Source organism: Vibrio sp. 10N.222.55.C6 (assembly GCF_041473395.1).
GTDB lineage: Bacteria > Pseudomonadota > Gammaproteobacteria > Enterobacterales > Vibrionaceae > Vibrio > Vibrio crassostreae_C.
In genome coordinates, this window is sequence record NZ_JBFRSD010000001.1 from 395,111 (window position 1) to 408,874 (window position 13,764).

General features: G+C 44.4%; 16 protein-coding genes. 7 read left to right on the forward strand and 9 right to left on the reverse strand.

What is annotated here, in order from left to right:
- The first annotated feature begins 142 nt into the window (after positions 1 to 142).
- Entirely contained in the window at positions 143 to 295 is a 153-nt protein-coding gene (locus AB4486_RS01660) for a hypothetical protein (protein WP_372116330.1), read from the forward strand.
- A 3-nt stretch (positions 296 to 298) separates the two neighbouring features.
- Positions 299 to 1,018 (forward strand): radical SAM protein, encoded by a 720-nt coding sequence (locus AB4486_RS01665; RefSeq protein ID WP_372116349.1) that lies wholly within the window; start codon positions 299 to 301, stop codon positions 1,016 to 1,018.
- Positions 1,019 to 1,108: 90 nt separating this feature from the next.
- On the opposite strand, the gene AB4486_RS01670 is transcribed toward AB4486_RS01665, so the two are convergent.
- The 3 genes from AB4486_RS01670 to ascF form a co-directional block, all read right to left on the reverse strand.
- Positions 1,109 to 1,726, reverse strand: coding sequence for a bifunctional 4-hydroxy-2-oxoglutarate aldolase/2-dehydro-3-deoxy-phosphogluconate aldolase (locus AB4486_RS01670; RefSeq protein WP_065583747.1), 618 nt, complete (start codon positions 1,724 to 1,726; stop codon positions 1,109 to 1,111).
- A 31-nt stretch (positions 1,727 to 1,757) separates the two neighbouring features.
- Positions 1,758 to 3,188: a 6-phospho-beta-glucosidase gene (gene ascB, locus AB4486_RS01675; RefSeq protein WP_372101129.1), complete on the reverse strand. Its 1,431-nt coding sequence runs from the start codon at positions 3,186 to 3,188 to the stop codon at positions 1,758 to 1,760.
- 71 nt (positions 3,189 to 3,259) lie between these two features.
- Positions 3,260 to 4,738, reverse strand: a complete 1,479-nt coding sequence (ascF, locus tag AB4486_RS01680) for a PTS cellobiose/arbutin/salicin transporter subunit IIBC (protein WP_017064040.1) — start codon at positions 4,736 to 4,738, stop codon at positions 3,260 to 3,262.
- A 242-nt stretch (positions 4,739 to 4,980) separates the two neighbouring features.
- On the opposite strand from ascF, the gene AB4486_RS01685 reads away from it, so the two are divergent.
- Together AB4486_RS01685 and edd are read left to right on the forward strand one after the other, a co-directional pair.
- The gene (locus AB4486_RS01685) at positions 4,981 to 5,505 is read left to right on the forward strand and encodes a gluconokinase (protein WP_017059452.1); all 525 of its coding nucleotides are present in this window, start codon (positions 4,981 to 4,983) and stop codon (positions 5,503 to 5,505) included.
- Positions 5,502 to 7,298: a phosphogluconate dehydratase gene (gene edd / locus AB4486_RS01690; protein ID WP_372116333.1), complete on the forward strand. Its 1,797-nt coding sequence runs from the start codon at positions 5,502 to 5,504 to the stop codon at positions 7,296 to 7,298. Before AB4486_RS01685 ends, edd begins: the two co-directional genes overlap by 4 nt.
- A 73-nt stretch (positions 7,299 to 7,371) precedes the next feature.
- Here the strand turns inward: edd and AB4486_RS01695 are convergent, their stop codons facing one another.
- Complete coding sequence (locus AB4486_RS01695) at positions 7,372 to 8,379, reverse strand: LacI family DNA-binding transcriptional regulator (RefSeq protein WP_017059450.1); 1,008 nt, start codon at positions 8,377 to 8,379, stop codon at positions 7,372 to 7,374.
- 144 nt (positions 8,380 to 8,523) lie between these two features.
- Positions 8,524 to 9,225 (reverse strand): lipoyl protein ligase domain-containing protein, encoded by a 702-nt coding sequence (locus AB4486_RS01700; RefSeq protein WP_017059449.1) that lies wholly within the window; start codon positions 9,223 to 9,225, stop codon positions 8,524 to 8,526.
- A gap of 185 nt (positions 9,226 to 9,410) precedes the next feature.
- On the opposite strand from AB4486_RS01700, the gene AB4486_RS01705 reads away from it, so the two are divergent.
- Both AB4486_RS01705 and AB4486_RS01710 read left to right on the forward strand, forming a co-directional pair.
- Positions 9,411 to 9,695 (forward strand): hypothetical protein, encoded by a 285-nt coding sequence (locus AB4486_RS01705; RefSeq protein WP_017059448.1) that lies wholly within the window; start codon positions 9,411 to 9,413, stop codon positions 9,693 to 9,695.
- Entirely contained in the window at positions 9,692 to 9,970 is a 279-nt protein-coding gene (locus AB4486_RS01710; protein WP_017064043.1) for a type II toxin-antitoxin system mRNA interferase toxin, RelE/StbE family, read from the forward strand. The genes AB4486_RS01705 and AB4486_RS01710 overlap by 4 nt, the downstream gene beginning before the upstream one ends.
- A gap of 154 nt (positions 9,971 to 10,124) precedes the next feature.
- Here the strand turns inward: AB4486_RS01710 and AB4486_RS01715 are convergent, their stop codons facing one another.
- The 4 genes from AB4486_RS01715 to AB4486_RS01730 all read right to left on the reverse strand — a co-directional run bounded on the left by AB4486_RS01715 (position 10,125) and on the right by AB4486_RS01730 (position 12,601).
- Positions 10,125 to 10,412: a type II toxin-antitoxin system RelE/ParE family toxin gene (locus AB4486_RS01715; RefSeq protein WP_017064044.1), complete on the reverse strand. Its 288-nt coding sequence runs from the start codon at positions 10,410 to 10,412 to the stop codon at positions 10,125 to 10,127.
- Positions 10,409 to 10,690: a type II toxin-antitoxin system Phd/YefM family antitoxin gene (locus AB4486_RS01720; protein ID WP_011080399.1), complete on the reverse strand. Its 282-nt coding sequence runs from the start codon at positions 10,688 to 10,690 to the stop codon at positions 10,409 to 10,411. The genes AB4486_RS01715 and AB4486_RS01720 overlap by 4 nt, the downstream gene beginning before the upstream one ends.
- A 199-nt stretch (positions 10,691 to 10,889) precedes the next feature.
- Positions 10,890 to 11,519 (reverse strand): hypothetical protein, encoded by a 630-nt coding sequence (locus tag AB4486_RS01725; protein ID WP_141707910.1) that lies wholly within the window; start codon positions 11,517 to 11,519, stop codon positions 10,890 to 10,892.
- A 134-nt stretch (positions 11,520 to 11,653) separates the two neighbouring features.
- Positions 11,654 to 12,601, reverse strand: a complete 948-nt coding sequence (locus tag AB4486_RS01730) for a hypothetical protein (protein ID WP_141707911.1) — start codon at positions 12,599 to 12,601, stop codon at positions 11,654 to 11,656.
- Positions 12,602 to 12,697: 96 nt separating this feature from the next.
- Here AB4486_RS01730 and AB4486_RS01735 point away from each other — a divergent pair, with 96 nt between their 5' ends.
- Positions 12,698 to 13,723 carry an IS110-like element ISVisp6 family transposase gene (locus tag AB4486_RS01735; RefSeq protein WP_102332345.1) on the forward strand — a complete coding sequence of 342 codons (1,026 nt, stop codon included), beginning with the start codon at positions 12,698 to 12,700 and terminating at the stop codon, positions 13,721 to 13,723.
- The last annotated feature ends 41 nt before the right edge of the window (positions 13,724 to 13,764 follow it).

Sequence of the window (13,764 nt, forward strand, 5' to 3'; positions counted from 1 at the left end):
ATACAGACAAAGAACTGCGCGCTCTTTCGATTATTAAGATTTCTTTAATACTGATTCCCCGCTTTGCCCAATTATCACCCAAGATGCAGATTGCTAAACTTGCCCCCGTCGAAACAACACAGGCTACGGCCGAGGAGCATTTATGCGTTTTGAAGGTAAAGTTTATCGTCCTTGGATGGAAGCAGAGAGCGTACTCATCCAGACAACATTGGGGTGCAGTAATAACCAGTGTACCTTCTGCACGATGTTTGATGATAAGCGTTTCAAAGTAAGAGACATCAAAGACATCTTTTAAGATATTGATGCGGCGAGAAAAATCTACCCGCATGTTGAATCTATCTTTTTGGTCGATGGTAATGTGATGGCGATTAGAACCGAGATGCTGATTTCGATTCTGGATTACATCAAGATCACCTTCCCAGAGATCAAGAACATCTCTCTGTATTCAGGGTTCAATGACTTCCGTCGTAAGAGCTTGTCTGAATTAAAAGAGATTAAGTCGGCAGGTTTAAGCATGGCCTATTCAGGCTTGGAGTCCGGTGACCCAATTTTGCTTGAACGCATTCAAAAGCGCATGACGCGTGAGCATGCGATTGAAGGAATGAACCTAGCCCGTGAAGCAGACATCAAGGTACTGGCTTCTTTCATCTTTGGCCTTGGCGGCAAAGAGCGTTCTATAGAGCATGCGATTAATACCACCAGCTTGTTGAACATCATGCAGCCAGATGCGATTGCACCGATGGCTTTAGCCGTTCAACCGGGATCGGTATTGGAAAAAGAAGTAAACCGTGGCGAGTTTGTTTTACCAACGCCATTGCAGATTCTGGAAGAAGAAAAATACTTGCTCGAAAACCTAGAAGATTTCGATTGCTACTACTGGGGTGACCACGGCAATAACATCTCACCAATGCGTGGCATGTTGCCTCAGGCTCGTAAGCCGTTTCTTGATAAGATAAATCAAGACATCGCGCATAACCCAATCACTAAGCAAAACGTCATTAAAACCTTTGCTTGGTAACGAGTAACCTCTACATCGTTTGAAGCAGCCACAAAAAGGGCCAGTGTCAGCTGGCCCTTTCATTTTCTAGCTATGTATCTCTCTATCGAACTATCTGGAGCCGACCGCTCGGACTAATTCTGCGATTCCATCCCAATCACCCTTGTCCATTTTGTCTGTCGGTACCATCCAAGTTCCACCGCAGGCAACGACTGATTTCAGTGCTAAGTAAGACTCAACGTTCGCTGGGCTTACACCGCCTGTAGGCATAAAGTTAACCGGGTAAACAGCCGTCAACGCTTTCAACATTGCGACACCGCCAGATGGCTCGGCAGGGAAGAACTTTAGTGTCTTAAGCCCCATTTCCATTGCTTGTTCAACCAAGCTTGGGTTACTCACTCCAGGAACAATCGTAACCCCTCTTTGCTGACAGTATTTGACTGTGGTTGGATTCAAACCTGGGCTGACAATGAAATCAACACCCGCATTAATGGCAGTATCCACCTGCTCTGTAGTCAGCACAGTACCTGCGCCAATCAGTAACTCAGGGTAAGCTTCACGCATCAAACGAATCGACTCTGCTGCCGCTTCTGTACGAAATGTCACTTCAGCACAAGGCAAGCCATTTTCAACCAGTACTTTCGCAAGCGGCACAGCCTGAGCAACGTCATTAATGGCGATCACCGGAACGATGCGAATATCTCTGAGTCGCTGTTCAATTGTTTTCATTGTTCATTTCTCTCATTATCAAACAGACAAATTAAGCCAAGTCGCTGCCGTTGCTTGCGATCACTTTTTTGTACCAGTGGAATGACTTTTTAGGAATACGATTTAACGTACCATTGCCTAGGTTGTCTCTGTCCACGTAGATAAACCCATAGCGCTTGCTCATCTCTCCGGTCGACGCCGCAACAAGATCGATACAACCCCAAGGTGTGTAACCCATCAATGGTACACCGTCTTCCATTGCTTCATGCATCGCAACAATGTGCTGACGAAGGTAATCAATGCGGTAATCATCGTTCACTTCTCCAGTGTCATCCAAGGTATCACGAGCACCTAAGCCATTTTCTACCAAGAAAAGTGGTTTCTGGTAACGGTCATAGAGTGTGTTCATCGTAATTCGAAGACCTGTAGGGTCAATGACCCAGCCCCAATCACTTGCTGGAAGATGAGGGTTTTTGATGGACTTAACGACGTTCGCTGCACTCGTATTTCCTGCATTCATATCAGCGGAAGCACAGCGTGAAGCGTAATAACTGAAAGAAATGAAATCGACAGTATTTTTCAGAATCTCGAAATCTTCTTCTTGTGTTTCAAGCACCACACCTTTGTTATCAAACACTTTTTGAGCATAAGATGGGTAGTAACCACGCGATTGAACATCGATAAAGAACAGGTTCTCGCGGTCTTTTTCCATAGCCATCAGCACATCTTCTGGCTTACATGAATATGGATAGAAGTTACCGCCCGCCAGCATACAACCCACTTGGTTTTGCTCATCAACTTCATGGGCAATCTTGGTTACCAAAGCGCTTGCTACTAGCTCATGGTGAGCTGCTTGGTACTTCACTTGATCGTGATTTTCGCCTTCCTGAAACAACAATCCAGCACCAGAAAACGGGCTCGCTAGTAAAATATTGATTTCGTTGAAAGTTAACCAGTATTTCACCAAGCCTTTGTAGTTTTCGAAACAGGTTCTCGCGTAACGGCTAAAGAACTCAATCATCTTACGATTACGCCACGAACCATACTCGTTGACCAAGTGCATAGGCACATCGAAATGGCACAAGGTAACGAGCGGCTCAATACCGTATTTCTTACACTCTTCAAAAACATCACGGTAAAAATCTAAGCCAGCTTGGTTCGGCTCTAGCTCGTCACCTTTTGGAAAGATTCGGCTCCAAGCGATGGATACGCGGAAGACTTTAAATCCCATCTCTGCCAGCAAGGCGATGTCTTCTTTGTAACGGTGATAAAAGTCTATCGCGTTATGGCTTGGGTAGAACTCGTCTTCGCTGAGCGTCACCTTATCAACCTGACCAAGCTTAATTGGCATGCGGTTCTCACCATAAGGGATCATATCTACGGTTGTTAGGCCTTTACCACCCGCTAAGTGAGCGCCTTCAGACTGGTTTGCAGCAATAGCGCCGCCCCATAAGAAATCTTCGGGAAATTGAATGTTTGACATCGAATACCTCGGAAACAATAAAAGTCACCTTACGCTGAAGTAAGGTGACTGAATAAATTAATCAATTCTAATTAAGACGCGGACACTACTGTCGGCTTGTCTTCTGCCTTACCAGCTTCTTTGTTTGCTGACTCTGAAGTTGCTTTCTCATCGGCATCATCTTCTGGAACATCTTCAAAGCCTAAAACTAGGGTTAGAACAAATGACAGAACAATAGACAATGCGATCAGACCGAACACCCAAACGATACTCATTGGGTCATTCACATCGAAGAACTGAACACTCGTAAACAAGCTTGGTGCTGCCATCGAGTGACTCGCAAGGCCACCCATGCCCGCTAATGCACCTACGATAAAACCAGTAATCATTGTTGCGATAAGTGGACGTTTCAGACGAACAAGCACGCCGTACAATGCAGGCTCAGAGATACCGGCGAAGATAGCTGAAGCACCTGCGGCTAATGATGTCTGCTTTAGTGCGCTGTTTTTGGTTTTGTAAGCAACAGCCAGGCACGCACCACCCATACCGAGGTTGGCACCGATTTCTGAAGGCATAACCATACCTTCACGACCCGTCTCAGCAATGGTTTGAATAATCGTTGGAGTAAATACACGGTGCATACCAGTAAGAACAAGTAGAGGCCACAGTGCGCCCATGATAGCAACCGACAACCAACCTAATGTGTCATGAATTGTGTAAACAAGCGCTGAAAGTGCAGTACCAACCCAAATACCAAATGGACCGATAAGTACGATAGCAACCGGAGCTGCAATCAATACGATAAGCATAGGTTTCAGGAAGTTTTTAGTCACAGCAGGGGTAATGCTATCTACCCAACGTTCTATGTAAGAAAGAGCCCAAGTCATCACAAGTACAGGAATAACCGTGTAGGTGTATTTCACTGACGTGATTGGGATACCGAAGAAATCAACGTGCTTGCCTTCTGCTGCTTGCGCCATCAATTCCATAAAGTTCGGGTGGATTAAGACACCGGCAATCGCAATGGAAAGAGACATATTGGTCTTGAATTTGATCGATGCGGAAGCGGCAACCATAACCGGTAGGAAGAAGAAGGCGCCATCGCCAATCGCTTTCAAGATAATCAAGGTAGGTGCATTTGGCTCAACCCAGCCCAGCATCTCAAGTACCATGGCGAGCAGTTTGACCATTGAAGCGCCAATGATTGCTGGGATAAGAGGCGACATGGTACCAACCAGTGCGTCCAACATTTTCGCACCAATTGACTTAGCCGTTAGCTTCTCTTTTTTAGCAGGAACCTCTGACTCAGATACAGTGGATAGCTCACAAAGCGCCATCACTTCTTTGTATGCATACGATACCTCGTTACCAATGATAACTTGTACTTTGTCTCCATTATCAACAACACCCATCACACCTTTCAGTGCTTTTAGCTTGTTAATATCGACGCCATCTTGGCTGTGTAAAACGAATCGTAGTCGAGTCATACAGTGTGTTAGGGCAGCCACATTTGTCTTGCCCCCAAGATGCTCAACAACAGATTTCGCAATTGCGCGGTAATCGTTGGCCATTTTATCCCCCAAAGATCTCTTTCCAGTGATTTTTAAACGCGAATATAGTGAGATGTGACTAATTTTCCGTCAGTAGGATGCAAAAACAATCACAATTGTTGTGAATTGTTGTTTTGTGTCCTTCATCACACTTCCTTAAGTTACCGGTAACATGTTACCGGTAACGCTTATAAGATAAAGCCATATTTACAAGCGATGTTCAAAATTGAGATCACGCGCAAATTTGTTAAGAGGATTGAGTTATGGCTGGTAGTAGTGTCATCGTCATGGGTGTCAGTGCTTGTGGGAAAAGCACGATAGGCGAGCAGTTGGCAAAAAAACTTGGGCGTAAGTTCATTGATGGTGACGACCTTCATCCTCGAGCAAACATTCAAAAAATGGCGTCAGGCCAACCTCTTAATGATGATGATCGCATTCCATGGCTGGAACGCGTTCGTGATGCAGCGTACAGCCTAGAAAGTAAAAATGAGCACGGCATTATTGTGTGTTCTGCGTTGAAGAAGAAGTACCGCGACCAAATTCGCGAAGGGAACAAAAACCTCACCTTTCTCTTTTTAGATGGCAACATTGACCTGATCTTGCATCGAATGCGTCAGCGCCAAGGCCACTTCATGAAAGAGAACATGATTAAAAGCCAGTTCGAAACATTAGAAAGACCCGATCACGAGCCAGATACGGTTGTCATCAGCATTGATGGCGATATTGATGACGTTGTGGACTGTGCTGCGATTGTGCTTTCAATGACTGATGAGGCAGAAACAGCATGACCCTTCCAACCATCCAAGCGGTGACTCAACGATTAATTGAACGAAGCAAAGAGACTCATGAAGCGTTTCTAAACCGAACCCAACACCAAGCCTCTGCTGGCAAAGGTGGTAAAGGGCTTTCTTGCGGCAACTTGGCTCATGCTGTCGCAGCTTCTTGCTCCGATGAGAAACGCTCGATTCTTGATCTCACTAAATCCAATGTGGCGTTAATCAGCTCTTACAACGATATGTTAAGCGCTCACCAGCCGTATCAACACTATCCAGATCAGATCAAAAAGGCGTTAGCTAAGTTCGGCCACACCTCTCAAGTAGCGGGCTGTGTTCCCGCGATGTGCGATGGGGTAACTCAAGGCCAACCAGGCATGGATATGTCTTTGTTTTCAAGGGACTTGATTGCTCAATCGACCGCTCTTTCACTGAGTCACAACGTGTTTGATTCAACCCTATTACTTGGTATTTGCGACAAGATAGCTCCAGGACAACTGATGGGCGCGCTCTCTTTTGCACATCTACCCACCGCTTTTGTTCCGGCGGGCTTGATGGCAACGGGCATCAGCAATGATGAGAAAGTACATATTCGCCAAGAATACGCGGCTGGTAAGGTAGGAAAAAGTGCCTTACTGGATATGGAGTGCAACGCTTATCACTCAGCGGGCACCTGCACTTTTTACGGCACAGCCAATACCAATCAGCTGGTATTTGAAGCGATGGGGCTGATGCTTCCGGGCTCAGCGTTTATTCACCCTGACTCTGAATTGCGCGCATCACTCACTCAGCATGCCGCCATTGAAATTGCTTCAATGACACCACAAGCCGCAAACTTCCGCCCACTTTCTGAAGTCTTTACCGCTAAAAGCTTAATCAATGGCATTGTTGCCCTACTCGCATCAGGTGGCAGTACCAACCACAGCATTCACATGGTCGCGGTAGCACGCGCAGCAGGATTTATTCTGACTTGGCAAGACATCAGCGATCTATCCTATGTGGTGCCTTTACTTGCTCGAGTTTATCCCAACGGTCCAGCAGATATGAATGCGTTCCAAGCGGCAGGAGGAGTTCCCGCGCTGTTACGCCGTTTAGATCAAGCCAACTTACTGCACCGAGATGTCACACCTACCTTTGGCTCGTTTGAAGATCAAATGAGTATTCCAGAACTTGAAAATGGAAAGCTAACGTGGAAAAAGTGCAAACAGTCGGCAGATGCAGAGGTAATTGCAGGCCAAGAACAGGTATTCCAAAGCACAGGCGGAACGCGAGTCCTTTCAGGGAACCTTGGCAACGCAGTGATTAAAGTGTCAGCGGTTGCAGAAGAGCAACGTGTAATAGAAGCACCTGCGGTAGTTTTTGATTGCCAACATAAGGTAGAAGCTGCGTATCAACGAGGTGAACTCAACAAAGATTGCATTGTTGTGGTAATAAACAATGGCCCAGCTGCGAACGGTATGCCTGAACTGCACAAGCTTATGCCGATTCTAGGTAATGTTCAGAAACAAGGGTTTAAAGTGGCTCTGGTTACTGATGGGCGCCTTTCTGGAGCCTCAGGAAAGATCCCATCCGCGATTCATGTCTCACCAGAGGCCATTCGAGGAGGAACTATTGGGCTTGTTCGCGAAGGCGATATCCTGCGCTTAGATTGCGCGAGTGGCGAACTCAATAACCTCAACGACATGCAGTCTCGCCAAGCGAAGGTGTTTGAGGTAGACGCTAACCAGCAAACCATGGGGCGCAACCTATTTAGCGTGATGCGCCAAAGCGTTTCGAGTGCAGAACAAGGGGCGAGTTTTATCGTCTAACTGTGTCATCGCTTAAATGTAAAAGCAAAAGGGGCATCATTTCGATGCCCCTTTCCGTTTCCACCATACTTGGTTAAACGCTTTCGCCATCCGTGATGCGATAGCCCATATCCACTACCGTTTCCGTGACTGGCTCACCTTTCAATCGGGCAAGCAGTAGCTCGGCACTTTTCTTACCTATTTCATAACGTGGCGTATCCACGCTAGTCAGTTTTGGGCGTATGGTTTGACCGATATCTAACGCGTTATAGCCCACCACAGATAGCTGTTGCGGCACTTGGATTCCACGTTGCTGGGCAATGAGCAAGGTACCTATCGCGATGTCATCATTGGTGCAGAACACGCCATCTAGATCTGGGTAATCCGCAAGAGCGCGATCAAGCAGATCTTCAGCCAAAGAGAAGTTAGAGTGCTGTTCAGTCAACACGTGTTTAGGCTCTAATCCAGCCTCATACATCGCTTTGTCATAGCCTTGCAAACGCAACTTGGTTCGCGCATCCAATCGAGCGCCAAAGTAAGCAATAGAGCGTTTACCAGCTTCAATCATTCGCTTCACGACATGGTAAGAAGCATCAATATGGTCCAAGCCAACAACCATATCGATCGGATTGGTTGGGAGTTCCATCGTTTCAACAACAGAAACACCTGAATTCTTGATCATCTGTAACGTGCGGGGGGTGTGGTGGCTTTCCGTCAATATCAACCCATCAACTTGATACGAAAGCAGCGAAGCAATCTTTTCCTCTTCTTCCACAGCATCATAGCTAAAGTGAGCAAGCAACGTCTCGTAGCCATTCTCTTTAGTAACCGTTTCGATACCTTGAACAAACGCGGCAAAGATTTGGTTTGATAACGAAGGGAGCAAGATACCGATCGCTTTACTCGACGATTTAGAGAGCATAGCTGGCGCTTTGTTTTCGATGTATCCCATCTCTTCAATAACCGCTGCAATTTTAACGCGAGTTTTGGCTGCGACTGAATCGGGATTGCGCATGTAACGAGAGACGGTCATCTTTGTGACCCCCACTTTGTCTGCAACATCTTGAAGTGTGGTTCGAGTTTTCTTCTGCTGTTCTGTCATAACTATTTGAACTCTTTATTATGTTACAAGTAACATTATAAAGTTCTCACCGCCTCAAGTTCAACCCATTCGTTGTCATCGACACATAGTATTGAAATCGTTCTACCATCGGCAAATTAGTTTGGCGTTAACGAAAGGTTGGTATCACGCATGCTTGATGAAAGCTTGGCTTAACTGCTGAAAGAGTGAGTCTACGTTGGGTAGAGTTGTCAGATGTGCGGACAACGGAGTATGAACTTGCGCGTCCACCACGGTTGGATTGCCACAAACTTGATTATAAAAATTTACGGGTGCAACGATGTTCTCTAGGTCGACATCCAACAAGATACAAGCTTGCGAAAGTACGATTTGGCCGCCCCCTTGTTTAAGCAAAACACGCTGCGCCGTGCCCACTATTTTTTGTTTATTGATATTGAGGTTGTAGTCACCATCACAATAAGAACCGGGAGTCGCGTGTACATCCACATCGATGCCCAGTTCTTTAAAAAACAGGGTTAAGACATTGCACAGATGTAGATACGCTTTTTGGATGTTGTAGGCTTCATCACGAGGCCAATGGTAAATGTGCGATAAGTTAATGATCCCCGGCAGTTGGGGAACGGGAGCGCCGCCTGTTTTACGTGAGGTGAGTTGCCAACCTTGTGCCGCGAGTTGTTTTCTAGACTCTACGGTCACAGGCCACTTTTTACCTGCGGGCAAAACAAGTGTCGGCGCTTTTGCTTGCCACAACATTAAGGCTTGCCCAATCTCACCCGCCTGAATTTGCTGCAATAATTCAGCTTCTTTTTCAAACGCACGATCAACATCAATGTGCGGATAACGTACGAGTTTATTGGTTAACTTCAATGCACTTTCCTCTACAGATTGTGGTGACCTATCATTTAACGTTCTGCAATGGTTGATGAGATATGGGACTATGTGCGATGAAACATAGCACCAAAAGTTAGTTATTGGCGCCATAGTAGCTTGTCAGTTGCCCATCTCAAAGGTGAGTGCTAACATTTGTACACACACCAATAAAGGAATATATCATGGACACTAGAATTCAATTTCGTGTTGATGAAGAAACAAAACGCCTAGCTCAACAGATGGCTGAGAGCCAAGGTCGCACACTGAGTGGTGCTTGCCGTGAGCTTACTGAGCAACTCGCTGAGCAACAAAGACAGACATTATCTCACGATGCATGGCTAACTGAACAAGTAAACCTAGCATTTGAGAAGTTTGACTCAGGAGAATCCGTTTTCGTTGAACACCAAACTGCTAAATCTCGAATGGAAGAACGCAAAGCCAGAATACGTAATCGAGGTAAGCAATGATTTTATGGGAAGAAGAATCACTCAATGATCGTGAAAGGATCTTTGAGTTTATCTATGACTTCAACCCTGATGCGGCAGAAAACGCTGACAACCTCATTGAAACAAAAGTAGAAAACTTGCTTGAGCAGCCTCTAATGGGTGTACAGAGAGACGGCATTCGTGGGCAATTACTTATAATTCCTGAGATTTCAATGATCGTCTCCTATTGGATCGAAGGCGACATTATCCGAATTATGCGCGTACTCCACCAGAAACAAAAGTTCCCAATGGATTGATTACTTCCTCTGGGCAACTAACTAGCCCAATTAAGGGGTGAACAACGCCTCCACCCAAACCTAACGCATTGTGCCATAAACACTTAACTTGAAGTAGGAGCAAAAGTGCCAAGCGTTGTGAATCCCTCTTAAATTGCTTGTTATAACACAATTGCTACACGTCACTTTCCGTTAGTATCTGACGACAATTTCGTACTGTAAGGACGCGAATTTCATGGCTGAGGCTATATATGATTCGATAGTGACCAAACAAAATTTCACGGTAATTGGTATGAGGCAGCTCAGGAACCATTCGCCCCATGTCAGGCATACTTGAGAGTAAATCAGTTTTATCAAAAACCTCATTAACCCAGTTTTCTGCCGCCACTGGATTATCCAGTGAAATAAACTCGGCTGCATCACCTAACTTTTGTAATGCTAGTGGTGACCAGACTACTTTCATTTCTTAATGCGCCCCAATACTTGAGCACGAGCGTCTTCATTGGAAACACCTAAACCTGAAGCTAATTGTGCTTCAGCAGTACGCATTTCTTCCAGTAACTCGATCTTCTCTTGCATTGCTTCATATTCTGCAACATCAAGGACAACCGCAACACCCTTACCACGTTGTGTGATAACTAGTGGTCTGCGAGTTTCGTTAATCTGTTTAATAAATGACGTCACGCCAGCACGAAATTCAGACAAAGGCTGAATATCTTGATCAAAATGGATGCGGCTCATGTTGAACTCCCTATGGTACAATTTAATGTACAAATAATAGTTCAAATAGCAATTTTGAGCAATAGCCTGATTTTGTGTTATAGCCCTGTTAAGGTGTGAGCAACGCCACCACGAAACCTAACCATACCACCGTAAACACAAAACCCAACGATGGAATAAAAAATGCCATGCGTTGGAAATCTGTCTTAAACAGTTAGCATTATTCTCCAAAGATATCAGAGTGACTTAAAGCTTTATCCCACGGAGCTTTAAATCTAATATCTGAACCAAAAATATTCACCGAACCATCTAAATTACAAGAGCCTTTTTGACGTTCCACGTTGGAGGTTTTAGTAAAGAACAGGTCACCATATATAGAGCGGTAACAAAATGATGGCTTTAAGTAGTTAAAGTAACTCGCTGCAAAACCAACACTATCGTTACTCACATGCTTCTCATCAATGGACAACAATACAAACTCTTCTCCAGCAGAAAGGAGAATTTTTCCCGTCATACCATAAAACATTACTGGATAATCTTTCGTACTATGACCTGTCGATTTTTCAAACGTTGAAGCTACTTGTTTCCAATTCAGTTCATTTCGTTGAGTTAGCATGTCATCATTAAAATGAAAGTCGATGCCAGTGATAATTGCAGGTCCTAACCCATCATTACGAATAGCTAAGGAAACGCTCCCATCCTCATTCAATTCTGGTTGTTCCACAACAATATACGGAACGACACTTCTACGATTGTGCTCTTCTGAAATATCTGCTTGCCAAAATGTCGCTATCATTGCCATTGCCGCTATAAACAATGAGCAGCCTTCGATTATTGATATTTTCTTCAAGTATTTCTCCAATAATGCAACGCCTGCATAACACGTTTACTACTATGCAATTGTACTTAAAAATTGACACCTTAAAACGAGAAACACCCGACAACCTGAGATGCCGAGTGTAGTAAATCGTGTTGATGCGATTGTTAGGTGCGTGCGAAACATTTCGTTGAAAGCTCTCGTGCTAGCATTGACTCTTCTTTTGTTGCTTCAAATTTCAAGTCAAACCGACCTCCTACATAGTACGGCAACTCTTTTTGAGCGTAATAATTAAGTTTATCTGGTGCATAGAGAAAGTATGAAACAAGGTCATTTTCATATAATCCCGTTAACGCTCTAGGCAAAATTAGTTCCATTTCACGTTCTAGATAACTTATCGCATCGTATAACGCCAAAGCTGAAATGTTCGGAATTTCTTTAAGCTTTTTAATATCTTTGAGATTGTCTCTCGCTATATGGACACAAGCATCCTGTAGCGTTTGCACATCGTAACCGATAACATTTATTTCCCTGTTCTTGATAGCTATGGCTAACGGAGGAGTGAGCGTATAATAAACTGATTTTCCGTTATTCCCACAGGATTCTGTCCTATAACCATTTGCTTTTCTTAGCATTTCAATTATTTCAGAAAATTTCTCTTTTGAAAGGAATCGATTTGCTTCTGTAAAGAAATTCACATCAAAAAACTCACTGTACAGCCAAGCTCTACGTTTTCGGATGTTTGAGATTAATAGATACGCCTGTTTAGCCGACCGAAAGTTCTGCTTTACCTCTGGATACAAATTAAAAACAATATAAAAAATACCTGCTGCATTTATTGATATATACAATGAAACCAAAGGATATTGAAGACTTTCGCTGGACATAAAAACTGTAGGAAACAACGAAAACATGATAAGCCAAAATCTTTTTTTTGTTAGGCATATAACACAAGCAGCAACTTCTTGATTGCGAAAAGTATAGCTATGATGATTTTCGTATAACAACTTACTGTATAAATTCAGAAGCCTATCTATAACAACAGGCTTAAATACTTTATATCTCTCGCACGCCATTTGACTAAATTTATTCATCTTTAATAATAACCACTTCAACTTACAACTACCCCTAAAGCACCTAACGAATGACATGGATTCCCCCTACCGAGGATCTGCCACACTTATGTGGTACTTAAATGCATCGGAGGCACCATGTCTGATTATTCTTATTTCTGCGGTATCGACCTAGCTAAAAACCACTTCAGTCTTCATGCCGTAGACCAAAATGGTAAGGTCATACTTCATAAATCGGTAACTCGCTCTAAACTACTGACTACAATAGCAAATATGCCACTCATGCGTATAGGCGTTGAAGCGTGTGGTGGTGCACATTATTGGGCAAGAACACTCAATAAACTTGGGCACGACGCCCGTATCATGGCCGTTAAATACGTGGTTCCTTATCGAACTAAAGGGAAGAACGACCTTAATGATGCAGTCGCTATCTGCGAAGCTGTTCAGCGTCCATCAACTCGCTTTGTGCCCGTAAAATCCCCCGAGCAACAAGCCATCTTATCGGTACATAGAATGAGAGAGCATTGGGTTCGTGAACGCACCGCGCTTATGAATCGCATGCGCGCCCTACTTTCTGAGTTCGGGTTGATCATTCCCGTTGGTCGCTCTTCATTGATGAAACACGTTCCCTTAATGCTTGAAGATGCAGAAAATGAACTGCCACATCTCGCAAGAACGGTGATTGCCGATGCTTATCACCACCTTGGAGAGTTGAATCAACGTATCGCCGATACTGAACAAGTCTTCGACTCTTTTGCTAAGGTCAGCGCTAATGTTCAACGAGTGATGAAAGTTCGAGGTATTGGGCCGCAAACCGCTACTGCGATACTTGCTTCGATAGGCAATGGTTCTCAATTTGATAAAAGCCGTGATTTCTCTGCTTGGCTAGGACTCGTACCAAAGCAATATTCCACAGGAGGAAAACCTCGCTTAGGCCGAATAACCAAACACGGTGATAAATACTTACGAACACTATTAGTTCATGGCGCAAGGACCGTGATTGCCAACCTTGGCGACAAGCAAGATAAGTTAAGTCAGTGGTGTCGCGGCGTTCTAGAACGAAGAGGAATGAACCGAGCAATAGTGGCACTGGCCGCGAAGAACGCACGAATTATATGGTCGCTTTTACACAATCAAACCGAATATGAAAACTATGCTGCTTAAGTAGAAACCTAAGCAGCATAGAGAGTTAAACCCACCGGGTC